We start from the raw sequence: 26,418 nt of genomic DNA, 5'->3' as shown, positions 1-26,418 counted from the left end.
CATTAAAAGTATATATATATGTTCTAAAAAATTTTGTTCATTAAGATTTAATTTCTATATTAGAGTGATTGGATAAGACAAGCAACTAAATTATGAACTTTCTTAATTAGAACTTATATATATAAATAAGTTGATGCAGTTTATTTATAAGGACATATATATTTATAACTATAACTGTTTAAGCTTCTAAAGTGATAAATTAAAATTAAATTATTAAATGGCAAAAAGCAATGAATAAAAATTCTAAGGGGGATTATGATGGAAAAGAGTGTTAAGTTTGAAAATAAACTGTTAAAAAGCCTTAGTACTAAGGCAACTGAAAACAATAAAATTTATAATGAATTATTTAACAAATATCAAGTTAAAAGAGGTCTTAGAGATATTGATGGCAGAGGGGTGCTTGTTGGGCTTACAGAAATTGGGGATGTGCGCTCTTATATTGTTGAGGAAAATGAAATGATTCCAATACCAGGTAAATTACTTTATAGAGGTATTGATATTACAGATATTGTTGATGGATTTTTAAAGAAAGATTGTTTCGGGTTTGAAGAGACCTGCTATTTACTTTTATTTGGTGATTTGCCTACAACTGAAGAGTTAAAGGCTTTTGAAAAGCTTTTAGCAGATTATAGAAATCTGCCTGATGATTTTGTCCGTGATATGATTTTGAAAATGCCAAGTAAAGATATTATGAATTCAATTGCAAGAAGTGTATTGGCATTTTATAGTCTAGATAAATCACCAGAGGATACTTCCGTGGAAAATGTATTAAGACAATGTTTAATATTAATAGCATGCTTTCCATTAATGGCAGTTTATGGCTACCAAGCATGCACTCATTATCATGATAATAATAGTTTAATAATACACAGTCCACAACCTAATTTAAGTACAGCCGAAAACATTCTTCATATGCTTAGACCTGATAGTAAGTATACTAAGCTTGAAGCAAGGCTCCTCGATCTTGCACTTGTGCTTCATGCAGAACATGGTGGAGGAAATAATTCAACTTTCGTTACTCATGTTGTTACCTCAGCTGGTTCAGATACTTATTCAGTTATGGCAGCAGCTCTTGGTTCATTAAAGGGGCCTAAACATGGTGGGGCAAATATTAAGGTTGCACAGATGTTTGAAGATATAAAACAAAATATAAAGGACTGGAAAGATGATAAAGAAGTTGAAGAATATCTGGAAAAAATATTAAATAAGGAAGCTTTCGATCATTCAGGTTTGATTTATGGTATAGGACACGCAGTTTATTCTATATCAGATCCAAGAGCTGTCATCTTCAAAGAACATGTTGAAAAGCTTGCAAAGGAAAAAGGATTAGAAGATGAATATAATTTATATGCAAAAGTTGAAAAGCTTGCACCAGAAGTAGTTGCTAAGGTACGTAAAATGTATAAAGGGATAAGTGCAAATGTTGATTTTTATTCAGCTTTTGTATATAGAATGCTTGATATACCGCCAGAACTATTTACACCTATTTTCGCTATTTCAAGAATATCAGGCTGGAGTGCTCATCGTATTGAAGAAATTGTGAATGCAGGGAAAATAATTAGACCAGCATATAAGAATGTAGTTAAAAAGAGGAAATATGTGGATAGAGAAGAAAGATAAAATTAAAAAAGTAATTGTAAATAAATTTTTTTGTAAGTGATAAATAGGAATCTCTATTAATAGAGATTCCTATTTTATTATTTGTAAGGTTTTAATTAATTTAGTATATTAAAGTAATCAATATAAGTTTTAACTAATTTGAAACATTAAAAACATATACATTAATTAATCAGAGGTAATTTATTTCTTTGAACATATATATTAAATAGATATAATTTATTTATTAAAACAGATATATTTTTACTAAAACATAATTAGATTAAATTCGATGAAATACAACAGTAAGATAATATATAATTTACTTCTAAAAAAGATATAATTTTACATTTGATAAAAAAACATAAAAAAAATGGTATAAATTTTGTAAATAATAGCAAAAATTATTGATTTAATAAAAAACAACTATAAAATTAAAGGTTTACATAGCAGTTTGGTGTCGTTTGATGTCTAAATGGAAAAATATTACATTGCAAATTTTTCAAGTTTCGTATATTATAATCATGAAATGGTAATAATCCATTATGAGGTGGAAGACAATGATGAATAAAGTGGTTTTACTAAGTGAAATAAGAAAAGAAAAAATAAATAATATAAATAGATTGCTAAAAGATAATATCGTTGAAAATGAGCAAGAAGACAATAAAAAGTCTTATGTTAATTTTGAGAAAAAATTTGATTCTTTAAAAAATAAAAATTATTTTATGGATTTAAAAAATAATCAAACTAGATATGAAAAAAAATTAAACACAATTATAGAGAGAATTTTCTCATTTAGCAATAAAATGCCGTTAATAGAATTTGTAAATTCTATATATAATGATGAATTAAGTAAATATGCTAAGATAAAATATATTAAAAATAATCAGACGCCAAATTTAAAGAGTTGTGTATATAACATGAGAATTTTAGCAGAAGATGATTATAGAAAATTTGAATATGAAATTAAATTTGAAACTGTAGATGATCAAAATATAGCAATAATAATATCTAAAATAGATTATGAAAATAATTGTAGAAATGTAATAAATTTAAATAAGAAGAAAAAAGAATATGAAAACGATAATATGGATAATCTAAATAAAGAGTTAAATGATAACTGTAATAGATTTTTGATAATGTTTAATTCAAATATTGAAGTTCCGGATACTTTTGAATTTAAAGAAGAATCTGAAGGTGAAAATATAGAATATAAGGTTAATGTAATGAAAAGCTGGAAGTATGATTTTAAGCAGTTATTTGAAAAAAATATGTATCTATTATTTCCAATGAAAGTATTAGATCTTAGAAAAAGATTATTAACCATAAGTCAAGAGGTTATATCAGAAGAGTTAGTTAAAGATGAAATAGTTAGTTTTTTTAAAGTGATGGATAAATATTTAACTAAAATTAAAGATGAAAATTTAATTTCAGAAAAAGATACTAATGAATATAAATTAATTGCTATTGATTTATTAACTTATTTTATAAAAGAAAAAAACAATAATTTTGTCGATATCAAAACAGACATAGAAGCTACTTTAAAACATTTAGTTGTATAAGAAGCTAAAATAATGAGTATAATACGAAAAAAGTATTAGTCGGATTAAATCATAGGGAAAATTAAAAATATAATATAAAGTAAATTTTTATAATTGGCTATGATTAGAGTAAGGATAAATTTTCAAATTTATCCTTATATTAATTAGGATAAAAAACTCTTCAAAGGTTAAAATACTATTGTCGGAAGGGGAAATTAAAAATAGTTTTTTCTACTGATAATACCAAATTAGCCGAGGAGGGGATCGTTATGTCATACAGTAATAACAGGGTTTTAGTTCCGGAAGCAAAACAAGGTTTGTCAAAGTTCAAAAACGAAGTAGCTCAAGAACTAGGAGTTCCATTTAAAGAATATAATGGAGACTTAAGTTCAAGACAATGTGGTTCAGTAGGCGGGGAAATGGTAAAGAGAATGGTAGAGGAATATGAACATAGAATATAATAAGAATCTTATGGTTCTAAGTTAAATTCAAAATGAATTTATGCTAGAAATAGTATGAATAAATTCATATTCTAAAACGGGAGATACATTACACAGATGTGCAATGTATCTCTTGTTTTTATGTTTTTTAATATATAGATAATTTATTAGAGAAGGTCAAAGATTTTTATAAAAACAATAAGATTTATATTGAGATTTTGGAAGCAAAAAAGAGTCACATAAAAATTATATAAACATATTTTTAGCTCAAGAATGTCAACAGCAGTAAATTATATATATCAATATATGTGACTATTAACTTAAAAAATGAGAGCAATATAATATTAATTTAATATATTATATTGTACTAATTTTTTGAGGTGAAGATAGAAATGCCTATACCTGTAAATCCTTCAGTTAATGATGAATTAGATTTAGAATTAATAGAGATATCACTGTCATGCTTATATATTGATCTATTCTCTAACATACTCTTTATTATTTCAACACAAAAATCCAAAGAGCTTATAATCCAAAGAATAATGCAGTCACAACAAAATCAGCAGCAGACTGAAAGTCAACAGGAAGTTCAGCATCCGACGCCAACCGAGATAGATGCCATAGCAAGCTGCCTTGGTATATACACAATCCTTATTTACACAAGAATCTCAATTATAAGGCTTAACGAATTATATAAAAACATCCAAGAAGGCACCACTGATTTTACCCTTGGTCCCAACATAAATATAACTGTTGGTTTTTTATATTCTATTATAGGTAATTTATTAAGAACAATTGGTGTAATTCAGAGAGTTAAGGAAGAAGCTGAAATAACTATTCTATAACTACAAGTCATAGAATAACATTAGGATTATTTCATGACTTTTAAATTTGAGGTAGTAACTAAGAAAAATATTCACTTCGATTTTTGGCTTTTTAATGCATCTTGTTTGGGTTAAAATGCATCTTAAAGAAAATGTGTAGTTTTATTTTATATCTTTCAATAAAATAAAAATATAGAAAGTCGGAGGTGTTAATTATGAAAATAATAATTCTAAATGGAAGTCCAAAGTCAGAGCGAAGTGTTACAATGCAGTCTATAAAGTATTTAGAACAAAATTATGAGAACTATGAATTTCAGTATATTCACATTGTTGCAGAAATGAAAGGTTATGAAAAAGATACTGAAAAGTTAAAGTCTTTGTGCACAAAGATTCAAGAGGCGGATGCTGTTATATGGGCTTTCTCTTTATATCATGCTTTAGTACATTCTCAATATAAAAGATTCATTGAATTAATATTTGAAAATAAATTAGAAAGCTATTTTTTAGGTAAATATACTAGTGCATTTTCTACATCTATTCATTATGCAGATATTCATGCACACAATTATATCAGAGCAATTGCTGAGGACTTAGGTATGAACTATGTAGAATATCTATCTCATGAAATGAATGATTTGACCAAAGAAAAATCAAGAAGGGAACTTAAATTATTCTTTGAAAATTTACTTACTTACATTGAGGAAGGCTTAACAACTAGTAAATTATTTAAGCCAATGAACAAAAGTACCTTTAAATACATTAAAGGAGAAACAGACAAATTTATTGATACAACTAAAAAAATAATTATTTTAACAGATGCAGCAAAAGAAGATTATAATCTTAATGAGATGATAGATAAATATAAAAGTCACATAAAAAATCCAATAGAAGTTCTAAATCTTAATCAAGTTGATATAAAGGGGCCTTGTCTAGGTTGTTGCAAGTGTGCTGCACAAAATAAATGTGTTTATGATTATAAAGATGGTTATAGAGAATTTTTAGATTATATTATTAAGAATGGAGATGTAATCATTTTTGCGGGAACCATAAAAGATAGATATTTATCTTCACGCTTTAAGCTTTATTATGATAGAAGCTTTTGCTATAATCATGTTCCTTTCTTCAAAACCAAGCATATAGGATATATAATTTCAGGCAATTTAAGTGAAAATGAGAATTTAAAACAGATATTAGAATTTCATACTCAAGGAAGTAATTTAATTGGATTAGTTACTGATGAAGCTGAAGATAATGCTGCTATAGATAATCAAATATATACTTTCGCTAAAATGAGTGTAAGATACTCAGAAAGAAATTATTTTAAACCAGAAACTTTTTTAGAGATAGCTTCAAACAAATTATTCGCAGATTCTATAGAGGGAAATTTGGGAGCTATTTTTTTAGCTGACTATAACTACTATAAGAAAAATGCAATGCTAAAAAAAGTATCCTTTAAGAACAAAATGAAGGGAATAATTATGAGGTATTTTATGAAAAGAGAAAAATTTAGGCAAGAAGTACAGAAAAATATGATTAATTTTATGATCGCTGATCATAAAAAAATACTTGAAAAAGGTAGGAGATAGGATTATGAGTAGCAGTCTGAAAGCATTTTTTAATGTAACAATAGGTTTTCTACCTTTAATACTTCTATGGAGCATTGAAGGTAAAATAGGACTTGTTTTAGGATTTGTTTGTGTACTTATGCTGCTTATAAAAGGGATAATAAATAAAAATATAGGAATTATGTCTAGAGTATTACTAGCTTACTTTTCTATTTCTAACATAATTTATTTCTACTTAAATATTGATTCTGTTCTTCAGCACAAGTATTTAACTTCATATATAGTATTAGCGTTAACAGGATTTATTTCAATTATGCTTGGAAAGCCCTATACCATGTATGAAGCTAGAAGTGGATATGACAAAGAATTCGGAAAATCTCCACTATTTATAGAAGTTAATATTTTAATAACAAAAATATGGACGGTAATTTACTTAATTAATGTTATGATACAATTAACAGGACATAATATTATGACTGTTGTAATTATGAATATGATATTAGTTATAGGAATTATATTATCTATTACAATTCCAGGAGCATTTCCTGAAGTTTAAAGTAAAAGGGGAGGTTAAATGGAAGTAGAATTAATTTGCAGTGAAAACCTAAGGAGGATGTTAGAAGAAATCCTTGCAAACCGTAAAATAAAAATTAGTGAAAATACTGATGTGTGTATAATTGAAAAAGGATTTGATTTAAAGAATGGAAAAATAGGCATATATTTCAGTGTGGAAACAATAAATGTTTTAATTAATTATTTAGATAAGATATCAGGAAGTAAAGAGGAAGCTAAAAATATAATCACAGGAAGATGTGAGGAGGATGAGCTCAAAATACTAAGTTATGATAACATATATTACTTTGAAGCAATGGGCAATGATGTTTTTTGTAGGACAAAGGACAAAAGATATAAGGTAAAGGAAAAGCTTTATGAATTAGAAGAAAGACTGGAAAACAAGGGGTTCATAAGAGTAAGTAAATGTTTCGTTGTAAATATTGTAAAAGTAGACCGAATCATTTCATGGTTTAATAGTAAGCTTATATTAAAGCTTATTGATATAAATGAAGAGGTTTATGTTACACGAAAGTATTTAAATAATTTCAAAAAATATCTTGGGTTTTGAGGTGAATTAATTATGAAACAGAATTTTAAAGATTTATTATTTAATTTATTAATATCCATGTTTATTGGGTTATTTGCTGGTATGATTCAAATAATTGTAATAAATATAAACGGAAAAAATGTTGGGATGCTGATTTTCTCTTCCATCCTTGGAGGAGTTATTGGTACAATTTCAAGACTTGTTTTCATTTATCTGATTGCAATAAAGCAAAAGAATGTAATAGTAGCGTTTATATCTGTATTTGGATTAATAGGAGTTATTTCCTGCATGCCATCCATTTATAATTATGTTATTGATAAATCTGTTATATCAATTGTGGAATTGATATCAATTTTAATAACTGCAGAGCTTTTGGGAATGAGTTTTTGTTATTATTCATACAAAAGATATTTAGATTTTAATTCAAAACTTGTAAGTAAGAAAAAGCAGCTAATAAGAAAAAGCTAAATAACAGATTAAGAGAGATCTGAGTTTGTGACTTTCTTACAATGATACGAGGTAATGTTTCTGATAGGTAATATTATCTCTTTTTTGTCTTCAAAAAATTAAAAAAGAAAATATTTGAAACAAAAGGAAATCAAAAGACTCTAACATAGTAATAAGATTAGAATAAGTAGACAATCCTTTTGGACTCTTTACTAATTTCGTGATAGAATTAGAACAAAGGTTCGTGATTGGAATTAAAAAACAGAACTTGAGGTTATAAAAGTAAAATAAAATTCAAAATGAGATTATAAAAAATAATTGTAATAAAAGTGAAAGTACAAAAAAATTAATCAAAATAAAAATCAAGTTATAAAATTAATTAAAGTTAAAATAAGATTATAAAAAATTAATTATAGGTGATTAATATGAAAAAAATTAAAATTTTACATACCGCAGATGTACATTTTGATACTCCCTTTAGTGGAATGACACCAAAAGAAGCTTTAAAAAGCAAAGAAGAATTAAAGCAGGTTTTTGAAAAAATAATAAAAATAACCTTAGAAAAAGAAATAGATATTCTTTTAATTTCAGGTGATATATTTGATAATTTATCTGTAAATAAAACTACACTTTATTTTATAAAAAATTGTTTTGAGAGTATAAGTAAAGTAAGGGTATTTATAAGCCCAGGAAATCATGATCCAATTAATGAAAAATCTTTTTATAGTATTGTAGAATGGCCTGAAAATGTTTATATCTTTAATGGAAGCATGAAAAGCATAATATTGAAGGATTTGGACACTGTAGTTTGGGGAGCTGGTTTTAATACTTCTCATGTAAATAAGTCTCTATTAAAAGATGTTAAAAGAGTAGAAGGTTATAATAACATAATGGTTCTTCATGGTGAAATTACAAATACTCAAGATAGAAATGATTATAATCCAATTACAGAAGAAGAGATAGGTAAATCTAATGTGGATTATATAGCGTTAGGGCATAGACATAAGTTTTCAGAGATAAAGAAGATTGAAAACACCTATTACAGTTATAGTGGATGTCCTCAAGGGAGAGGTTTTGATGAGCTTGAGGATAAGGGCATAGTTTTAATAGAACTTCAAAATAAATTTTTAGAAGGCAGCTTTATTAGAACCTCAATTAGAAATTATTATGAAAAACAAATAAATATTAAGGGCTGTTTTGGATATAATGAAGTTAAAAATAAGATTATTAATGAAATCCAAATTGACGATAGAAAAAATAATTTTTATAAGATAATTTTAATAGGAGAAGTAAGCGAAGAATTCACATTAAATGAAGAGTTTTTAGAACAATTACTTAAGGATGAATTTTATTTTGTAAAAATTATAGATAGAAGTGAAATTAAAGTAGATATAAACAAATTAATTGAAGGATATTCTTTAAAGAGTATCTTTGCTAAAAAAATATATGAAAAACTAGAAAATGCAGAAACAGAAGAGGAAAGAGAAATTATAACTTTAGCACTAAAGATAGGACTTCAAAGTATTTCAGGTGAAGAGGTAAAGATTTATGAATGATATATTAATTAAGAAAGTTAATATTGAATTCTTTGCTGGAATAAAGGGAAAGAGTTTAGATTTCACCAAAGGGTTTAATTTAATTTATGGCAAAAATGAGCAAGGTAAAAGCTCCATAGAAAATTTTATAAAAATTTGGTTATATGGAATTGATAATTCAAGGGGCAGAGATAGTGAGCGAAAAAAATACTTACCTTTAACTGGAGAGAGGATTTCTGGCGAACTTTTAATAGATTTTAAAGGAAAAAGTTATATTATAAAAAGAAGCTTTGGAATGAGCAAAAAAGAAGATACTTGCGAAATTCTTGATGAGATAACTGGAGAAATAGTAGAAATTGAACATAAAAATGAACCAGGAAAATATTTTTTTGGTATAAATTTGGCAACTTTTGTTAAGACTTTATTTATAAGCCAGCTAGGGGTAATGGTTTCAAAGGATAAAGAAGAAGAAATCATGGAAAAGATAACTAATATATATAATTCTGGAGATGAAAATACTTCAGTAAGAAAGGTTATTGAAAAGCTGGAAAAAAGAAAAAAGCAATTAGTGGCTACTAGAAAAGGCGGAGAGCTTGATTTATTAAAAGAAAATCACAATTCTCTTAAAGCTGAGTTATGGGAAGCTTATAAATTAGCAGAAGAAAATGTTGATAATGAGGAAAGCTTATTAAAGAAGAAACAATGCAAAATAAATATAAAAGAACAAATTCAAAAATTAGACTTATATAAAAAATATGTGAAAAAGATAAAGCTTCAAAAGGATTATAAGGAAATTAGCAATTATTTAATAAAAGGTGAGGAATTAAAAAGAAAGCAGGAAGCTATCAGTGAAGAGCTAAAAAAAGGCGAGGATTATATAACCTTTGAGTTTTTAGAAGAAATTGATGAAAAGTGTTCAAGATATTTAAGTTTATTAGATATAAAACAAGAAAAGATGAATAAATTTTATGAGCTTCAGGAAGCATTAAAGGAAAAGACTGAAAATGTTAAGAATTATAGGGTTATATCTTCTATGGGAAATAATATTAAAGAAAAAATATATTCTTTGAAAATTGACCAAAAGAATTTAGAAGAAAAGCTAAACGATATTGTTAATATTCAAAATTCAATTTCTAGATTTAAAATGGATATTAATAAGCAGGGGAGTAGTATTGGTAATTTAGAATTTATAGAAAAACATAGAAGTGAAATAGAAGAATTACTGGATTTTTATAAAGAAGGTCTAAAGGAATTAAAATATAAAATAGAAAATCAAGGTTACACTAAAATAAAAGGTAGCTTAAAGAATATTGATAAAAAAATAAAAGCTGTTTACTTAGCGGGCTTTATTAGCAGTTTGATTTTTATTTATTCAGCTCTAAAGCAGATAATTCCTGTTGTTATAATAAGTATTCCTGTATTTATTTTATTAATTAGATTATATTTGAGATATTCTTTAGAAATAAAAAATATAGATATTATTAAAAATAACAATGAAGCAATTGAAAGTTTAAAAGAAAAAATTACAGAATGTGAAGATAAATTAAATTTATATCTTAATGAAACTAAAGCTGCAAGTTATGAGGAATTTATTAATAAGCTTACTCAATATGATAAATACAAAAGCTATAAAGATAATATGATGTTAATTATCAAAAATAAGGAAGAGGAAATCAATAAGTATGATATTACTAATTTGAAAACAAATTATAATAGAAATAAAGGTGTAATAGCCTCCTTATATAATGTATTAGGTTGCCAATCCTTGGAGGAAGTATTAGAACAAGTTGAGATTTATGAAGAATTAAAATCAAACATAAATAGAAATGAATATGAATTTGATGGAATTAAGAAAGAAATAGAAAATATTAATGAGCAGCTAGCTGATAAAGAAGAAGAAATAAGAAAAAAAGTTTCTATACTTGGTTTAGAAGATATACAAATAGCAGATATGCACGTTAAGTTAAAAGAATATAAAGACAAAATGAATCAAATGAAGGAAATAAAAAGTGCTCTTGAAAGTGTAGAAGAAACTTATAAGGTTTTGCTTAAGGATAGAAATATAGATGAAATCAAAAAGGAAATGAAGCAGATAATAAGTCAAGACATAAATTATTCTTATGAATCAGAGGAAGAAATAGATGTTGAAATTAGAAATCAGTCAAATGAATTATTGAGGGAAGAAAAAGAAATAAAAGATTTGGAGCATCTTATAGAAAAAAGATTTTTAGGGAAGAGAGAAATTCCAGAAATAGAGGAAGACATATTAATTAATGAGGAAAGAATTACAAAGTTAGAGAAGGAATTTAAAGCCTTGAATTTAGCAAGGGACTTATTTCAAGAATCTTTTGATGAAATTAGAAAAAATGTTGGTCCAGATTTAAATAGAAAAGTTGTAAAGAAATTTAATTTATTAACAGATGGCGGCTATGAAGATGCTAAAATAGCTGAAGATTATAAGCTAAAGGTGAGAAATAATGGAATGCTCTTTGATGGAGATATACTGAGTAATGGAGCTAAAGACCAATTATACTTAGCGTTAAGATTATCTTTTATAAACATGTTATTTAAAAATAAAGAAGTCCCAATATTTTTAGATGATGCTTTTGTACAATATGATGATGACAGGAGAAAAAAAGCTTTAGAACTTTTAATTGAGGAAGGTTTTGCTCAAGTGATTTTATTTACCTGCCAGGAAGTGGAGCAGAAGATTTTAGATAATAATTCCTATGAATATAATATAGTACTGTTAAAGTAATGTTCTATAGATTGATGAGAATTCGTATGTAATAGCAGTTGATATTATTTTTTATACATTATTAAAAAAGAAGTTGTTTGCATAAATTTTAAAATATCAATTACTGACCAGATAAATATAAACTAAAAATAAAAAAGTGAATTTAAATTTAGATTAGAGCTGAGATAAAATTTTTATTTAATGTATCCTTCATCTTGACATATTTGAATAATAAAAGTAATATTATAAACAGAGTTGCAAATGCAAATCAAATGCAAATACGGAGGTATAATATGAAAAAGAAAATTATTTCAGGAGTTTTAGCTATTTTAACAGGGGTTATGTTAATAGGGTGTAACGCTAAGACTGAAACTACAACCCAAAATATAGCAGATGATAAATTAAATATTATTGTTTCCATATATCCACTAAAAGAATTTACAGAAAAAATAGCTGGAGACAAAGTGACAGTTACTTGTTTAGTACCAGATAATATGGAACCACATGATTATGAACCTAAAACTAAAGATTTTGAAACATTAACTAAGAGCAAGGTTTTTATTTATAATGGATTAGGTATGGAAAGCTGGGTAGACCAAGTTAATGAAGCTATTAAGGATAAAGGCGTAACTATTTTGGATTCAAGTACTGGTGTTGAAGTTAGAAAAGAAGAAGATGCCGTTGATCCTCATATTTGGCTAAGTGTAAAAAATGCAGAAATACAATCTGAAAACATAAAAAATACTCTTGTTAAGTTAGATGAAAAGAATAAAGACTATTACGAAGAAAATTATAAAAAGTTTAAAGAAGAATTAGAAAATGTATATAATGAATATAAACCTAAGTTTGATGCATTAAATAAAAAGAATTTTGTAACAGGACATGCTGCCTTTGGATATTTATGTAGAGATTTTGGCTTAAATCAAAAATCAGTAGAAAATTTATTTGCTGAAGGAGAACCAACACCAAAGCAGCTAGAAGATTTAGTTAAGTTCTGCAAAGAAAATAATATAAAGACTGTTTTCTCAGAGTCTTTAGCAAGCCCTAAAGTATCACAAACCTTAGCAAAAGAAGTTGGAGCAGAGGTTGTTCCAATATTGACGTTAGAATCTAAGGAAGATGATAAAGATTATATAAAAGCAATTAAATATAATTTAGATGAAATATATAAATGCTTATCAAAAGAATAGGTTATGTTAGTTAATAATAGTTTTTATAATTTAGCATAGTATAAGGGAACTCATTTAATGAGTTCCCTTAATTTGTGCTTAGCTAAGAATATATATTATTTTAGAGAATTATTTATAAAAATACTTAATTACTTGGTTAATAATGGTTATAATAGTGAAGTAAGCACTGTATTTTAAATACTATCAAAAAAAATTATAGAAAGAGAAAAACAGGATATAATTTTATTTATAAATAAAAAATAATTGAAATTAAAATATAAAGAAGATAGGTTATGGTAATATATTGAGGTATGTATTTAAATTATAATAATAAAAAATAAAGCAATGATTCCCAAAATTAAATAGAAAAATGATACAATATTTACTATAGAAGAAAAACTAGAATGAGGTGAGTAGGAAAAGTGATTGTTAAATTTTTTATGAAGTTAGAAAAAAGTCAAAAAAATTTAATAAAACACTTAGAGGTAAAAATATTATATGGGATGATGAACTAAAAGAAAATTAAAAGCAATATTAAATTATTGAGAAAGGGTATAGTAAATGGAGAATGATAAAAAAATTGCAATTTTAATTGATGCAGATAATGTGTCGGATAAATATATAAAATTTATATTTGATGAAATTTCTAATCATGGAACACCAACGTATAAAAGAATTTACGGAGATTGGACTAAACCACAACTTGTTTCGTGGAAAAGTGTGCTTCTTAATTACTCGATCACACCAATTCAACAATATAGTTATACAACAGGCAAAAATTCAACAGATTCAGCATTAATAATAGATGCTATGGACATACTTTATTCAAAAAATGTAGATGGATTTTGTATTGTTTCCAGTGATAGTGACTTTACAAGATTAGCTGCGCGTTTAAGGGAAGCTGGAATGTACGTTATTGGTATGGGTGAAAAGAAAACACCTACACCTTTCATATCAGCTTGTGAAAAGTTTAAATATCTTGAAGTTCTAGCTGGAAGTGTTACAGAAGTTAGCAGCGGTGATGAAACTTTAGAAAAGCAGCAGGTACCTAAAGAAGGTCTGGCAAATAGAGGAGAAGTTATAAAATCTATAAAGAATATAATAGATGAGAGATCAGATGAAGAGGGGTGGATAGGTCTCGGAGAGGTTGGAACTAAACTCAACATGCGTTATCCAGATTTTGATACAAGAAATTATGGTCACTCAAAGTTATCATCATTTATATTATCATTGAATAAATTTGAAATAGAACCAGATAAGGCTAATAAGAGAAATTTACTAGTTAGAAATAAGGTGAAAAAATAAAATTACTTAAGGAGGTAGTATGAATTTAGCAGAAGAATTTTATAAAAATAATATAGAAAACAATAGTAGAGAAATTAATGCTGTAAGGGTCAAAGTAAATGTTGTTGGCTGGAGCAGATTAGCGGTATTAATATTAGGAAGTTTAATTGATTACTTTTTATATAGAGAAAATAAAATAGGAGCACTTTTTATTGTAACTATAGCTTTTATAGGTATTTTTTTAGCCTTAGTAATTTATCATAACAGTATATTTGAATATAAAAATAAACTTGATTTATTAATAAAGATTAATGAAAAAGGACTAAAAAGAATATCAGGTCAATTTAGGGAGTTTAAGGACAAAGGGGTGGAATATTTAGAAGAAGACCATCCATTTACAAATGATTTAGATGTGTTTGGGAATAATTCTATTTTCCAATATATTAATTCTACAGTTACTAAGGGTGGAAGAGAGGAATTAGCAAAATTACTAAAGAGAGAAAAGGTTTTAGATAATACTCAGATAAAAGAAAGGCAAGAATCTATAAGAGAATTAGGACAAAAAGCCCAGTGGAGACAAAAATTAATTGTTGAAGGTAAGCTGAAAAAATCAAAGAATATGGACTTATTAAGCTTAATTAAATGGAGTAAGGAAAAAGAAACTTCAAGTCCTTTAAGAGTAGCAATCGCTTGTACTTTTATACTTATAACAGTTTTTTCAATATATTTAGCTATAAGAAAAATAGTTCCAGAATCTTTTTTAATTTTAGATTTAATGGTGAATTTTGTTGTTATTAAAATATTATCTAAGAGCATGGCAAAGGAAATCAATTTATTTGATTCAATAAAAGCTAGTGTAAATGGATATAGCAGAATTTTAGGTTTAATAGAAGATGAAAAATTTGATTCTTTATATTTAACAAGTTTAAGCAGTAAATTAAAAAGTCAAAATTCAAGCTGCAAAGAAGAAATGAAGAAATTTTCTAATATACTAGATTGGTCAGGTAATAGTAAATACAATGCATATTATTTAATATTGAATGTAATTATATTTTCAGATGTTTTCTTAATGAGAAATTTAGAAAAATGGAGAGAAAGAAATGGTGAAAAACTTGAAAATTGGCTTGAGGTAATGCATGAAATAGATTCATTAAGCAGTATAGCTAATCTTTCCTTTGAAAATGAAACTTGGGCGTATCCAGTAATTTTAAATGAAAATGAAATAGAGGGAATAAACATTGGGCATCCATTGATTGGAGAAAAAGCTGTTAGAAATACATTTTCGTTAAGAAGAAATCATAAGATATCCTTAATTACAGGCTCTAATATGTCTGGAAAAAGCACATTTTTAAGAACTTTAGGTGTAAACTTACTTCTTAGCTATATAGGAGCACCTGTATGTGCTGAGAAATTCTCATGTGGAATTATGAATATATATACCTGCATGAGGACAAAGGATAATTTAGAAGAAAGCATTTCTTCCTTTTATGCCGAGATTTTAAGAATAAAAATATTAATAGAAGCCTGCAAAAAAGGAGAAAAGATTTTCTTCCTTTTAGATGAAATATTTAAAGGAACTAATTCAAAGGATAGGCATATTGGAGCTATAGTTTTAATTAAGCAATTACTTCAATATGGTGGAGTAGGACTTGTTTCTACTCACGATTTAGAATTATGTGCTTTAGAAGAAGAGAGCAAAAATATAATAAATTATAACTTTAGAGAATTCTATGAAAATGATAAAATTAAATTTGACTATATATTGAGAAAAGGAAAAAGTGAAACACAAAATGCAATTCATTTAATGGAGCTTGCGGGGATAGAAATTGGGTGCTAGATAAAAGCAAATTTGACTTGAGGAAGGAATAAGTATGGGGTACATTATTATTGATTTAGAGTTTAACAATTTAAAAAATATAACTAATTATCATAAGAACTTTTTTGAAGAGCATGGTAATTTTGATTCAATAGGTTTAGAAAATGAAATTATAGAAATAGGAGCTGTAAAGGTAGATAAATACATGAAGCCTATAAATGAACTTAGAGAATATATTAAACCTAGTATATTTCCTGTAATAAATCCAGTAGTAACTGAAATTACAAAGATAGACATGGATATATTAAATGAAAAGGGAGTAACCTTTGAAGAAGCTATAGGAAAGCTTAGAGATATGTTTGAAGAAGGAGATGTTCTCTGTTCATGGGCAAAAGATGACGTTGTAGAATTAATAATAAATGCAAATCATTATAATTACAAGGATTTAAGTTGGCTTAATGAGTATTTAGATATTCAAGAATATGTAACTAAAATATTAGCACATAAGAAAGCATTAGGACTTAAGGCAGCCTTAGATGAACTTAAAATAAAGGTAGATGAAACAAAGCTCCATGATGCACTGAATGATGCTCAATATACAGTTGAGGTATTTAGGAGAGTATACAATTCTAGAGTAATAAAAAATTATTTAGTTAAGGATGTATATAATATGCCAGCAATACATGTTTCAAATCTTGAAAATGTTAAAATCAATGAAGAAAAGTTAAGGCTGGAATGTCCTAAGTGTGGTAAAAAGATTGAGTTGGAAACTTCGATAAAGCTTTTAAATTGGAGATTTGCAGCTGTAGGTATATGTCCTAAATGTAAGAATAATGTTTTATGTGAAGTTTTAGTTAAAAAGACATTAAAAGGAGAAGAAGCATATAATGAAGTTAATAGCATTGTAAAAAACGAAGTATATTTAAATTATATTTATAAATTAGAAAATTCTGATGAATAAAGTTAATTTTAAAGAAATATTCACGAATAAGTAATAATTTCGTTAAAGAATTTTACTTTTAAATATGGTAAAATATATTTGTAACAAGAACAAACGAATACATTTAAGGAAAGGATTTTATTTATGAATATAGCCTTTTTTCTTACACCTAAAAACGAAGTCGTATGTGAAAATCAAGAATCAACAATGAGGCAAGTTATGGAAAAGATGGAGCACTACGGTTATACGGCGATACCAATTATAAATAGAGAAGGAAAGTATGTAGGAACTTTAACTGAGGGAGACCTATTATGGAAATTAAAAAATACTGAGAGTTTAGGCTTCAAAAATACTGAGTCTATAAAAGTTAAAGAAATAAAAAGAAGAATAGTCCATAAATCAGTATCTATAACTTCCAATATAGAAAGTTTAATATCATTAGCTGTAAGCCAAAATTTCGTGCCAGTAACTGATGATAATGGAACGTTTATAGGGATAATAAAAAGAAGTGATATAATAAATTACTGTTTTAAAGAAATGGAAAAGAGAAAAGAATTACAGTTGCAACAGTTTGCTATGTATGATGAAGGTTAAGCAAAAAGCAGAAGTTGTTAGAACTTACTTGTCTTAAGCTAAGCTTAGGACAAGTAAGTTTAGAACAACTTCTGCTTTATTATTTATTCTGCAGATTGATAAGTTTCAACTACAAAATCAAATTCTTCAGCATCTGTTATTTCACCATAGGAATCATCTTTAATTCCTGAGTAATAATAAAGTACTAATTTATCGCTAGAATTACTTACATTTTGTAATAAGATGTACAACTTATCTAATTCACAATCTTCAACAACACCTAAAACTGTGTATTTTGAAGCTCTTCCAGTATCGTTGTTAGTAAGATCTAACGTAAAATTTTCGAATTTTCTTACATTAACTTTCTTTTTATCACAAAAGTAAAGCATGGAACCACTTCGACAGCTTGAACATTTTTTAAAGTTACAGTCAAAAGCACAACTTAAGCATGTACAGTGGGAACATTTTTCTAATTGTTTAAAGTTTTCTTTATGCTTTGCTTTATAATCTTGAAGTAAAGTAATGCTTGGATTTGATTTAAACATTGAAAATAAAGACTTCTTTTTGCAGTCAACTTCAGCAGAATCTAAAAGTTTAACATATTCTTGAAGAATGGGTGCTTTAGTAACATATTTTCTTATATTTAAATCTCTTTCAGAGACAAAGGGAGATATCTCACTTATAGCATAAGCTACGTCTGTATAAATTTTCCCCCAATATCTTCTTTCCCCGTTAATAAAATCAATATCATTATCCATATTTTCACCTAGTTAGATTTATATTTTGCTAATTCAAGGTCTAAGTCAACTTCATCTAATTTTTCAAATTCACTATCAAAATTGTCTATGTTTCTTAATTCTCCTAAACCTTGAGCAAGAGATTCTTTTCTTTGAATTTTTCTTTCAATACTATCAATTTGGATTGAGTTACTCTTAGTTTGCACATTTGCAAGAACTTCATTAACTTTTTGAGATGCTTCAGCATTTGCAAATCTTGCAGCAGCTTCATCTCTGTAGTTTCTAGTCTTTGTAATTTCTTCTTCTAAAGCACGAAGATTTGCTTTTAAAGCATCAGCTTGAACCTTAGAATTATCATAACTTGCTTGTAGAGAAGAAACCTTTTTATCTGTTTCAACCTTTTTAGCTAAAGCTCTCTTAGCTAAGTCTTCATTTCCTTTACTTAAAGCTAATCTTACTTTTTGATCATAATCTTCAGCTTCTTTTTTAGCATTATTTAATTTCTTTTCAATTTCATGAACATTACCTAAAATTTGAGCTGAACTTAATTTAGCTTTATTAAATTGTTCATCCATATCTCTTAATTTTTGATCTAATAATTCAACTGGATTCTCCATTTCATCTAATGTTGAATTTACTTTTCCTTTAATCATATTTGACATTCTTGTAAAAATTCCCATATTAATACCTCCAAAATATTTATTATTTTCTCTTTTTATTTAAGTATGTTTTTATTAAGATTATAGCTAATATAAATATTACCACTAAAACTAAAGCATTAATTATTGAGCTCGAAGGTGAGCCGAAATAAAATGGTCTGTAGAATCCACCGCCTCCACCAAAGAACATTGGGAAGAAGGAGCTCCTATTAGAGCCAGTGTTATAGTTTTGGGTATTATTGCTTTTGTTATCATTTGTATTAGTTGTGTTACTGGTGTTATTGTTTCCAGAAGTAGAAGCATTGTCAGTTTTATCCTTATCAGTTGTAGAGTATGAACCACTCTTAAAACCTGAAGATGCACCAGCACTTTTTGAAGTCGAACCTGAATCAGAAGTTGAACTTGATTCTGAAGTCGAACCAGAAGTCGAACTTGAATCAGAGTTAACTTTTGAACCACTGCTACCACTTGAAAAATCACCTGATTTAAAACCTTCAGCACTTTTGGAACTAGTGGAACCAGTAGTGCTGCTAGAGGATGAACTACTATTAGAGCTTGAACCACTACTAGAAGATTTACTTGATGAACCACTAACAGAACCTGAGCTAAACCCGCTCTTTGAGCTTGAACTGCCACTAGATTTGCTACTGCTCTTTGAGCTTGACCTACTTCCACTAGATTTAGCAAAAGCTACAGTACTATCAGATGGCGTTATACCCGCACTAGATAAAATATCTAAGGGTAAATTTGAAAATGCAAATATAAAGGTTAAGAGTATAGTTAAAACATATTTTTTCTTAATCTCATGAATAGTGATCACCCCTTAAAAGATTATGTATTTATTATATATAAAAGAGTACCTATACACAATATGCAAAAACACCGAAAAAACCTTAAAAAAGACGATTAGAATTAAATATAATACATAAAGGTTTATATATCTTATGTATAATAGTATTTAATGGTGTTTTAAATGGTATTTGATACTGCTTAAATATTTTTTATATTTATATTGATAGATTTGAACAAAAAATTGTTAGTTATTATAATAAAGTTTATATTCAAGTGAAAATAATTATAAAGTAAAAACATTCGATTTTACTAATTTTTTAGAGTATAAAATTATAAAGCAATTATACAGACTATCTTAAAATTTAAGAAAAAATTTAAACTTTGCTTTTATTTTACATCAAATTCGTTTCATTTAGTAGAATCTATTGTTAATTCAATAAAAATTTTGTGAAATAAATTTTATCTTAAGTATATTATAGTATATTAACACATACTTGTATAAACGTTTTTATTAGATTAATATAATAAGTAGAAAAGTTATAATTTAAGGAGTGATTATTAATGTCTAATGAAGAAATACAAGGCAGCATGGGTGATTTTTTAAATGATTATGATGTAAAAAGATTAAACAGAGGAGATATTTTAAGGGGGAAGGTTATTGAAGTAAATGATAAAGAAGTTTCAGTTAACATAAACTATGCTTTTGATGGATTAATATGTAGAGAAGAATTATCAGCAGATGAAAAAGATCCTAGGGAAGTAGTTAACAAGGATGATGAAATTGATGTATATGTTTTGTCTCCAAATGATGGAGAAGGTTACGTTGAGCTTTCATTAGTAAGAGTTTTAGCAATTAAGGAAAAAGAAGATATAAAGCAAGCTTTTAAAGAACAAAAAAACATTACAGTTAAAGTTAAAGAAGAAACTAAAGGTGGAGTAATTGCTTATTATGGAAATATAAGAGTGTTTATTCCAGGTTCTCTTGCAGGAAGAGAAAGAATTGAACTTAGTAGCTTAATTAATAAAGAGCTAGAAATTAAAATTACAGAATTAGATTTTAATAATAATAAAATTGTAGGTTCAAGAAGAATAATTGAAGAAGCTGAATATAACAAAAATAAAAAAGCTATATGGGATAGTTTAATAGAAGGGGAAAAAAGACAAGGCGTTGTTAAAAAGTTAGTTAAATTTGGTGCTTTTGTTGACATTGGTGGAATAGAAGGTTTGATTCATCTTTCAGATTTATCTTGGGAAAGAGTAAATAGAGCAGAAGATGTAGTTAAAGAAGGAGATAAGGTAGAAGTATTTATAGGAAATGTAGATAAGGAAAGAGAAAGATTATCTTTAATATTAAAAGATGTAGCGAAAGAACCCTGGGCATTACATGGTGGTAATGTTAAGGAAGGCGATTTAATAGAAGGTAAAGTTGTCCGCCTTACTTCATTTGGAGCTTTTGTTGAATTATTTGATGGCATAGAAGGATTAGTACATATATCAGAAATTACAGATGAACATATAACAAAACCAGCAGATGTATTAGAAATTAATCAAAAGGTAAAGGTAAAAGTATTAACTTTTAATAAAGAAGAAAAGAAAATAGCTTTAAGTATTAAAGATGCATTAGAAAGTAATAAAGAATACCTTAATTATGTTGATAATGATGAAGAAGGAACTTCTTTAGGAGATTTACTTAAAGGATTTAAATTTGAGTAGATATTAGGTTAGTTAACAATTAACAGTAAAAGAACAAAGGCTATGAATTTTAAAATGAATAGAGACTCTACTAATCAAACCATGAATTTGATTAGTAGAGTCTTATTTTAATCTAATATCGGCATAAAAGAAAACATGACTTAAATGACACTTGGTCAAAATTAAAGTATAATAATTTTATTACCATTTATGAACAAATGAAGGAGTAAGACAATATATAAATTAAGTTTTAGTCAATGAAATAAGAGGAGATGGAATGGATTGGAAAAAAGGATTTCTATAGATTTCTTTGCTTCAGAAATGCAGAGGATAGAAGAAGAAGATTGCCATATCTATAAAACTAGTAATGAAACTGGAGATGGGACAATTACATGTTATCACATTTTTCCGGGCATTGATTTATTATATAATGATTTTCATATGGAAAATGGTTTTAATCAAAATAAATTACCTAAGCCTAATGTAATAGAAATTAATCATTGCCGAGAAGGCAGGTTTGAATGTGAATTTAAGAATGGTGATTGTATTTACCTTGGAGCTGGAGATATGTCCTTAACAATGTTGAGCAATGAAACTAAATCAACTAGCTTTCCACTTTCACATTTTCATGGTATTTCTATTACAATTAATCTGCCAGAAGCGGCAGATACAATAGAAAAAATTTCAGAAGCGTTAGGTAGAATCCCAATTGATATTTATAAAATTAAGAAAAGAATGTGCAGTAGAAATAAGTTTATAATTATTCGTGGGCAACAAGCTATTGAACATATTTTTTCAGAACTATACACAGCACCTGCTGAATTAATTCATGGATATTTTAAATTGAAAGTAATAGAGCTTCTTATGTTTTTATCTTCTTTGAAGGAAAAGGATTGTAGAGAAGAACATCGGTATTTTTATAGAAATCAAGTACAGACAGTAAAGGCAATCCGAAATTACATGGTAGAACATATTCAAGATCATATTTCTTTGGATGAATTATCTAAAAAATTTAATATTTCTTTGACTTCTATGAAAATTTGCTTTAAGGGAGTATATGGTACTTCTATATATGCTTATATGAAAGATTACCGAATTCATACGGCTGCCTTGTTGTTAAAGCAAACCAATGAGAGTATTACCGAAATTGCAAATAAAATTGGATATGAGAATCCAAGCAAGTTTTCAGATGCTTTCAAGAAAAATATAGGAATACTGCCATCGGAATACCGAAAATCATTGTTAAAATAGGTAATAAAGATAAAACCAGCTAAATAAAAATTTCTGTCTAAATGGAGTGTTAATTGCCATAGAAGAGTGGTAGAAAAATGAATATATAACTAAAATAGAGGTTGGTTAGATGAAGTTAACTAGCCTCTATTTTATATGTTAAGGAGTATGATGAAATGGAAAATGAAAATAATGCTTTATCTAGATTGATAGAATTTATCAGACCTAACAAGGGAAATTATATATTGTCAATCGTTTTAGCGGTTCTTGGTGTGGTTGCAAGTCTGGTTCCATTTTATGCGGTGTCAAAAATTGTAATATTATTAATGGATAATGAAAAAAATATTTTTGTCTATATGGAGTGGTTTTTAATTGCTGGATTTGGATTTTTACTTAAGATTGTATTATCTAATCTTTCAACAATAGTATCTCATACAGCAACATTTGAAACTTTGCAAGAAATTCGTCTGCGTTTAGCGGATAAACTAACAAGAGTTCCTATGGGTTATATGGTAAATACTCCATCTGGTCATTTGAAAAATGTCATCGTAGACCGAGTGGAAGGTATGGAAACTATTCTTGCACATCTGGTACCAGAAATGACAGCAAATCTTTGTGTACCTGTGCTTATTTTAATCTATTTATTTTCGCTGGATTGGAGAATGGCACTTGCTTCATTGATTACACTTCCTATTGGCTTTCTCTGTTATAAAGGAATGGCGAGAGGATATGAAGAAAAATTCAATGGTTTGGTTCAGAGGATGAGAAAAATGACAACAACAGCTATTGAATATATTAATGGAATTGAAGTAATTAAGGCTTTTAATCAGTCTGCTAATTCATATCAAAGATATGCTGATGCTGTAAATGACAATGCTTCTTATGCAGTAAATTGGATGAAAGAAGCTCAATGGTTTAAATCCTTAAGCTTTACTATATGGCCAGGTGTATTGGTGAGTATACTTCCAATTGGATATATCCTTTGCTTAAACAAAAGTCTTAGTATTCCAGATTTCATAACCTGTATCGTACTTTCATTAGGAATTGTAAATCCAATCATTGCAGCAATTAGCTATACAGATAATATTGCACAGCTGAAAACAGTAGTTGGAGAAATTTGCAGTGTTCTAGATGAAATTGAACTTGATAGGCCGAAAGAAAAAACGTTATTAAAAACTTTAGATATTGAATTGGAACATGTAACCTTCTCTTATGATAACAAACATACGTTGTTAAAAGATGTAAACTTAAAAATACCAGCCAATACAATTACAGCATTTGTTGGACCAAGTGGTGGAGGAAAATCTACAATAACAAAACTCATTGCAGGATTTTGGGATGTTAAGGGAGGCGCTGTTAAAATAGGCGGCGTTGATATTCGTAAAATACCAAATGAACAGTTAATGGATATGATTGCATATATTTCTCAGGATAACTATTTGTTTGATGAAACAATAAGAGAAAATATCCGTATGGGAAAACCTTCAGCAACTGATGAGGAAGTGGAAGAAGTATCAAAGAAATGTGGCTGCCATGATTTTATTACCAAATTAGAATATGGTTATGATACAGCAGTAGGAGGTGCAGGAGGACATCTTTCTGGTGGAGAACGTCAGCGTGTTGCTATTGCAAGGGCTATGCTTAAGGATGCCCCCATAGTTATACTGGATGAAGCAACAGCTTACATTGATGCTGAAAACGAATTAGTAATTCAAGAAGCAATGGCAAAAGTTATAGTTAACAAAACTGTTTTGATGATTGCTCACCGTTTATCGACTATAACAGATGTTGATAAAATCCTAGTTGTCAAAAATGGACATATTGAAGGAGAAGGAACTCATGAAAATCTTCTAAAAAACTGTACAGTATATAATAATATGTGGATGAAACATATTGATATTAAAGATGAGGAATAAAGGAGGGATAAGAGCATGATAAAGATATTGCAAAAAATCTATAAATTTTCAGGAAGTATGAAAAAAAATTTAAAAAGGGTAGTAGTTTTTTCTGTGCTGAATTCTATTTTTGATATGCTTACATTTGGTGCGCTGGCAATAGTGTTTAATGGATTGATAAATGGAGTTAAATCAAAAGATGTTTGGATAATTCTAATTATTATGATATTGAGCATTATTTTGAAAGTATTGTGCAGTTATGCATCTGATTTTGGAAAAACTAAGGTAAGTTATTTTATGTGTGGAGAAAAGCGCATTCATATTGGAGACAGAATGAAATACATGCCTATGGGATATTTTAATGACAATAATCTTGGTAGTCTTACGTCAGACGTAACTACCACTATGGGAGATATTGAAAATAATGCTTCAATGGTGCTTGCTAATATTTTAGGTGGCTATATTCACGTTGGTGTTGTTATTACAGTTATGTTTTTTATGGATTGGAGAATTGGAATTACAATTTTAACAGGAACTTTTTTATTCACATTGTGTATTGGTATGTTACAGAAAAAATCAGAAAAAGTATCTTCTAAAAGACAGAATTCTCAAGAAAAGCTGGTTGGAGATATTTTGGAATATATTCAGGGAATGCTTATTGTAAAATCCTTTAATCTAGGTAACCAGTCAAATACAAGAGTAAAGAGGGCAATTAAGGAAAGCAAAAACAACAATTTAAGGATGGAACGAGCATTTGTGCCATATACAATGCTTCAGCAGATTATTTTATATATGGTAAGTATTATTGTAATTATAGAGGCTATAATCTTTTACATAGATGGCAGTATGCTGCTTCCTATTTGTCTTATGATGACAGTAGCTGCATTTATGATTTTTGGACAACTTCAATCTGCTGGAAGTATGTCTTCACTGCTTAGAATTATAGATGTTTCTATTGAAAAGATAAATGCTATTGATTGTACTCCAGTAATGGATGAAAAAGGAAAGGAACAGCATCCTTTAGACTACAATATTAAGTTTGAGAATGTATCTTTTTCCTATGGTAGTCACAATATTTTAGATAATGTAAGTTTTATAATTCCAGAAAATACGACAACGGCTATCGTTGGACCGTCTGGAGCAGGAAAAAGTACATTGTGTAATCTTATTGCACGATTCTGGGATGTAAATAACGGAAAAATTACTATAGGGGGAATAGATATAAAGGAATACTCTTTAGATAGTCTTCTTTCAAATATAAGTGAAGTATTTCAGAATGTTTACCTGTTTGCAGATACTATTGAGAATAACATCCGCTTTGGTAAGAGTGATGCAACTCAGGAAGAAATTGTTTCAGCAGCTAAAAAATCATGCTGTCATGAATTTATTATGGAGCTGCCTGATGGATATAAAACAGTTATTGGTGAAGGTGGTGCAAGTCTTTCAGGAGGAGAGAAACAGAGAATATCAATTGCTAGAGCAATATTGAAAGATTCTCCAATCATTATATTGGATGAAGCGACGTCTAGTGTTGACTCAGAAAACGAGAGTGAGCTTATGACAGCAGTAAATGAATTGACTAAAAATAAAACAGTTATTATGATTGCTCATCGTTTAAAAACAGTTCGAAATTCAGACCAGATTTTGGTTATTAATAAAGGGCATATTGTACAAAAGGGTACACATGAAGAACTTGTTAGCCAGCCTGGAATTTATGCAAACTTTGTTGGAGTGAGAAAAAAGGCTATTGGTTGGAAAATGGCATAAATAATTAATATGATTAGATTAAAAAACTAATGAAGTTAGGGTCACTTTTTTAGAAATAATGCACCTTCAAAACAAAA

Annotated in this window: 22 protein-coding genes; 19 read left to right on the top strand and 3 right to left on the bottom strand. The window is 27.7% G+C overall.

The features are described 5' to 3' along the window. Nucleotides 1-258 precede the first annotated feature (258 nt). The 15 genes from CLPUN_RS15615 to CLPUN_RS15545 all read left to right on the top strand — a co-directional run bounded on the left by CLPUN_RS15615 (nucleotide 259) and on the right by CLPUN_RS15545 (nucleotide 17,590). The gene (locus CLPUN_RS15615) at nucleotides 259-1,620 is read left to right on the top strand and encodes a citrate/2-methylcitrate synthase (RefSeq protein ID WP_077848178.1); all 1,362 of its coding nucleotides are present in this window, start codon (nucleotides 259-261) and stop codon (nucleotides 1,618-1,620) included. A gap of 536 nt (nucleotides 1,621-2,156) precedes the next feature. Beyond that, nucleotides 2,157-3,158 (top strand): hypothetical protein, encoded by a 1,002-nt coding sequence (locus CLPUN_RS15610; RefSeq protein ID WP_242954152.1) that lies wholly within the window; start codon nucleotides 2,157-2,159, stop codon nucleotides 3,156-3,158. A gap of 248 nt (nucleotides 3,159-3,406) precedes the next feature. Next, complete coding sequence (locus CLPUN_RS15605; RefSeq protein ID WP_077848177.1) at nucleotides 3,407-3,598, top strand: alpha/beta-type small acid-soluble spore protein; 192 nt, start codon at nucleotides 3,407-3,409, stop codon at nucleotides 3,596-3,598. 371 nt (nucleotides 3,599-3,969) lie between these two features. Then, nucleotides 3,970-4,422: a hypothetical protein gene (locus tag CLPUN_RS15600; RefSeq protein ID WP_077848176.1), complete on the top strand. Its 453-nt coding sequence runs from the start codon at nucleotides 3,970-3,972 to the stop codon at nucleotides 4,420-4,422. Between the two features lie 194 nt (nucleotides 4,423-4,616). Then, on the top strand, nucleotides 4,617-5,987 hold the full coding sequence (locus tag CLPUN_RS15595; RefSeq protein ID WP_077848175.1) for an NAD(P)H-dependent oxidoreductase: 1,371 nt from the start codon (nucleotides 4,617-4,619) through the stop codon (nucleotides 5,985-5,987). 4 nt (nucleotides 5,988-5,991) lie between these two features. Further along, entirely contained in the window at nucleotides 5,992-6,522 is a 531-nt protein-coding gene (locus CLPUN_RS15590) for a hypothetical protein (RefSeq protein WP_077848174.1), read from the top strand. Nucleotides 6,523-6,540: 18 nt separating this feature from the next. Beyond that, a complete protein-coding gene (locus CLPUN_RS15585) occupies nucleotides 6,541-7,089 on the top strand; it encodes a LytTR family DNA-binding domain-containing protein (RefSeq protein WP_077848173.1) in 549 nt (182 codons plus the stop codon). A gap of 12 nt (nucleotides 7,090-7,101) precedes the next feature. After that, nucleotides 7,102-7,536, top strand: a complete 435-nt coding sequence (locus CLPUN_RS15580) for a hypothetical protein (RefSeq protein ID WP_077848172.1) — start codon at nucleotides 7,102-7,104, stop codon at nucleotides 7,534-7,536. A gap of 404 nt (nucleotides 7,537-7,940) precedes the next feature. Further along, nucleotides 7,941-9,071 (top strand): metallophosphoesterase family protein, encoded by a 1,131-nt coding sequence (locus tag CLPUN_RS15575; RefSeq protein WP_077848171.1) that lies wholly within the window; start codon nucleotides 7,941-7,943, stop codon nucleotides 9,069-9,071. A gap of 1 nt (nucleotide 9,072) precedes the next feature. Next, nucleotides 9,073-11,808 (top strand): AAA family ATPase, encoded by a 2,736-nt coding sequence (locus CLPUN_RS15570; protein WP_077848180.1) that lies wholly within the window; start codon nucleotides 9,073-9,075, stop codon nucleotides 11,806-11,808. A 272-nt stretch (nucleotides 11,809-12,080) separates the two neighbouring features. Then, complete coding sequence (locus CLPUN_RS15565) at nucleotides 12,081-12,977, top strand: metal ABC transporter solute-binding protein, Zn/Mn family (protein ID WP_077848170.1); 897 nt, start codon at nucleotides 12,081-12,083, stop codon at nucleotides 12,975-12,977. A 540-nt stretch (nucleotides 12,978-13,517) separates the two neighbouring features. Next, nucleotides 13,518-14,261 (top strand): NYN domain-containing protein, encoded by a 744-nt coding sequence (locus tag CLPUN_RS15560; RefSeq protein WP_077848169.1) that lies wholly within the window; start codon nucleotides 13,518-13,520, stop codon nucleotides 14,259-14,261. 19 nt (nucleotides 14,262-14,280) lie between these two features. After that, nucleotides 14,281-16,077, top strand: a complete 1,797-nt coding sequence (locus CLPUN_RS15555; protein WP_077848168.1) for a MutS-related protein — start codon at nucleotides 14,281-14,283, stop codon at nucleotides 16,075-16,077. Between the two features lie 34 nt (nucleotides 16,078-16,111). Continuing rightward, nucleotides 16,112-17,017 carry a 3'-5' exonuclease gene (locus CLPUN_RS15550; RefSeq protein WP_077848167.1) on the top strand — a complete coding sequence of 302 codons (906 nt, stop codon included), beginning with the start codon at nucleotides 16,112-16,114 and terminating at the stop codon, nucleotides 17,015-17,017. 123 nt (nucleotides 17,018-17,140) lie between these two features. After that, nucleotides 17,141-17,590, top strand: a complete 450-nt coding sequence (locus CLPUN_RS15545; protein WP_077848166.1) for a CBS domain-containing protein — start codon at nucleotides 17,141-17,143, stop codon at nucleotides 17,588-17,590. 83 nt (nucleotides 17,591-17,673) lie between these two features. Here the strand turns inward: CLPUN_RS15545 and CLPUN_RS15540 are convergent, their stop codons facing one another. From CLPUN_RS15540 to CLPUN_RS15530, 3 genes are read right to left on the bottom strand one after another with little or no spacing between them, the layout of a single operon-like run. Further along, complete coding sequence (locus CLPUN_RS15540; RefSeq protein WP_077848165.1) at nucleotides 17,674-18,327, bottom strand: DUF1292 domain-containing protein; 654 nt, start codon at nucleotides 18,325-18,327, stop codon at nucleotides 17,674-17,676. Between the two features lie 8 nt (nucleotides 18,328-18,335). After that, nucleotides 18,336-18,986, bottom strand: coding sequence for a PspA/IM30 family protein (locus CLPUN_RS15535; RefSeq protein ID WP_077848164.1), 651 nt, complete (start codon nucleotides 18,984-18,986; stop codon nucleotides 18,336-18,338). Nucleotides 18,987-19,008: 22 nt separating this feature from the next. Further along, nucleotides 19,009-19,785 (bottom strand): hypothetical protein, encoded by a 777-nt coding sequence (locus CLPUN_RS15530; RefSeq protein WP_077848163.1) that lies wholly within the window; start codon nucleotides 19,783-19,785, stop codon nucleotides 19,009-19,011. A gap of 533 nt (nucleotides 19,786-20,318) precedes the next feature. Here CLPUN_RS15530 and rpsA point away from each other — a divergent pair. From rpsA to CLPUN_RS15510, 4 genes are all read left to right on the top strand, one after another. Next, entirely contained in the window at nucleotides 20,319-21,470 is a 1,152-nt protein-coding gene (gene rpsA, locus CLPUN_RS15525) for a 30S ribosomal protein S1 (protein ID WP_077848162.1), read from the top strand. Nucleotides 21,471-21,731: 261 nt separating this feature from the next. After that, nucleotides 21,732-22,700 carry an AraC family transcriptional regulator gene (locus tag CLPUN_RS15520; RefSeq protein ID WP_242954151.1) on the top strand — a complete coding sequence of 323 codons (969 nt, stop codon included), beginning with the start codon at nucleotides 21,732-21,734 and terminating at the stop codon, nucleotides 22,698-22,700. A 155-nt stretch (nucleotides 22,701-22,855) separates the two neighbouring features. Beyond that, a complete protein-coding gene (locus CLPUN_RS15515) occupies nucleotides 22,856-24,595 on the top strand; it encodes an ABC transporter ATP-binding protein (RefSeq protein WP_077848161.1) in 1,740 nt (579 codons plus the stop codon). Nucleotides 24,596-24,610: 15 nt separating this feature from the next. After that, the gene (locus CLPUN_RS15510; protein WP_077848160.1) at nucleotides 24,611-26,341 is read left to right on the top strand and encodes an ABC transporter ATP-binding protein; all 1,731 of its coding nucleotides are present in this window, start codon (nucleotides 24,611-24,613) and stop codon (nucleotides 26,339-26,341) included. The last annotated feature ends 77 nt before the right edge of the window (nucleotides 26,342-26,418 follow it).

Origin of the sequence: Clostridium puniceum, assembly GCF_002006345.1 — a bacterium.
In the GTDB taxonomy this organism is placed as follows: Bacteria; Bacillota; Clostridia; order Clostridiales; family Clostridiaceae; genus Clostridium; species Clostridium puniceum.
The sequence above is the reverse complement of the archived record's forward strand: the minus strand, read 5'-3'. Positions and strand labels throughout refer to the sequence as shown.

What these genes read in the sequence shown, in the direction of transcription:
- CLPUN_RS15615 (WP_077848178.1), top strand. Translation starts at nt 259, where the DNA reads ATGGAAAAGAGTGTTAAGTTTGAAAATAAACTGTTAAAAAGCCTTAGT.
- CLPUN_RS15610 (WP_242954152.1), top strand. Translation starts at nt 2,157, where the DNA reads ATGATGAATAAAGTGGTTTTACTAAGTGAAATAAGAAAAGAAAAAATA.
- CLPUN_RS15605 (WP_077848177.1), top strand. Translation starts at nt 3,407, where the DNA reads ATGTCATACAGTAATAACAGGGTTTTAGTTCCGGAAGCAAAACAAGGT.
- CLPUN_RS15600 (WP_077848176.1), top strand. Translation starts at nt 3,970, where the DNA reads ATGCCTATACCTGTAAATCCTTCAGTTAATGATGAATTAGATTTAGAA.
- CLPUN_RS15595 (WP_077848175.1), top strand. Translation starts at nt 4,617, where the DNA reads ATGAAAATAATAATTCTAAATGGAAGTCCAAAGTCAGAGCGAAGTGTT.
- CLPUN_RS15590 (WP_077848174.1), top strand. Translation starts at nt 5,992, where the DNA reads ATGAGTAGCAGTCTGAAAGCATTTTTTAATGTAACAATAGGTTTTCTA.
- CLPUN_RS15585 (WP_077848173.1), top strand. Translation starts at nt 6,541, where the DNA reads ATGGAAGTAGAATTAATTTGCAGTGAAAACCTAAGGAGGATGTTAGAA.
- CLPUN_RS15580 (WP_077848172.1), top strand. Translation starts at nt 7,102, where the DNA reads ATGAAACAGAATTTTAAAGATTTATTATTTAATTTATTAATATCCATG.
- CLPUN_RS15575 (WP_077848171.1), top strand. Translation starts at nt 7,941, where the DNA reads ATGAAAAAAATTAAAATTTTACATACCGCAGATGTACATTTTGATACT.
- CLPUN_RS15565 (WP_077848170.1), top strand. Translation starts at nt 12,081, where the DNA reads ATGAAAAAGAAAATTATTTCAGGAGTTTTAGCTATTTTAACAGGGGTT.
- CLPUN_RS15560 (WP_077848169.1), top strand. Translation starts at nt 13,518, where the DNA reads ATGGAGAATGATAAAAAAATTGCAATTTTAATTGATGCAGATAATGTG.
- CLPUN_RS15555 (WP_077848168.1), top strand. Translation starts at nt 14,281, where the DNA reads ATGAATTTAGCAGAAGAATTTTATAAAAATAATATAGAAAACAATAGT.
- CLPUN_RS15550 (WP_077848167.1), top strand. Translation starts at nt 16,112, where the DNA reads ATGGGGTACATTATTATTGATTTAGAGTTTAACAATTTAAAAAATATA.
- CLPUN_RS15545 (WP_077848166.1), top strand. Translation starts at nt 17,141, where the DNA reads ATGAATATAGCCTTTTTTCTTACACCTAAAAACGAAGTCGTATGTGAA.
- CLPUN_RS15540 (WP_077848165.1), bottom strand. Translation starts at nt 18,327, where the DNA reads ATGGATAATGATATTGATTTTATTAACGGGGAAAGAAGATATTGGGGG.
- CLPUN_RS15535 (WP_077848164.1), bottom strand. Translation starts at nt 18,986, where the DNA reads ATGGGAATTTTTACAAGAATGTCAAATATGATTAAAGGAAAAGTAAAT.
- rpsA (WP_077848162.1), top strand. Translation starts at nt 20,319, where the DNA reads ATGTCTAATGAAGAAATACAAGGCAGCATGGGTGATTTTTTAAATGAT.
- CLPUN_RS15515 (WP_077848161.1), top strand. Translation starts at nt 22,856, where the DNA reads ATGGAAAATGAAAATAATGCTTTATCTAGATTGATAGAATTTATCAGA.
- CLPUN_RS15510 (WP_077848160.1), top strand. Translation starts at nt 24,611, where the DNA reads ATGATAAAGATATTGCAAAAAATCTATAAATTTTCAGGAAGTATGAAA.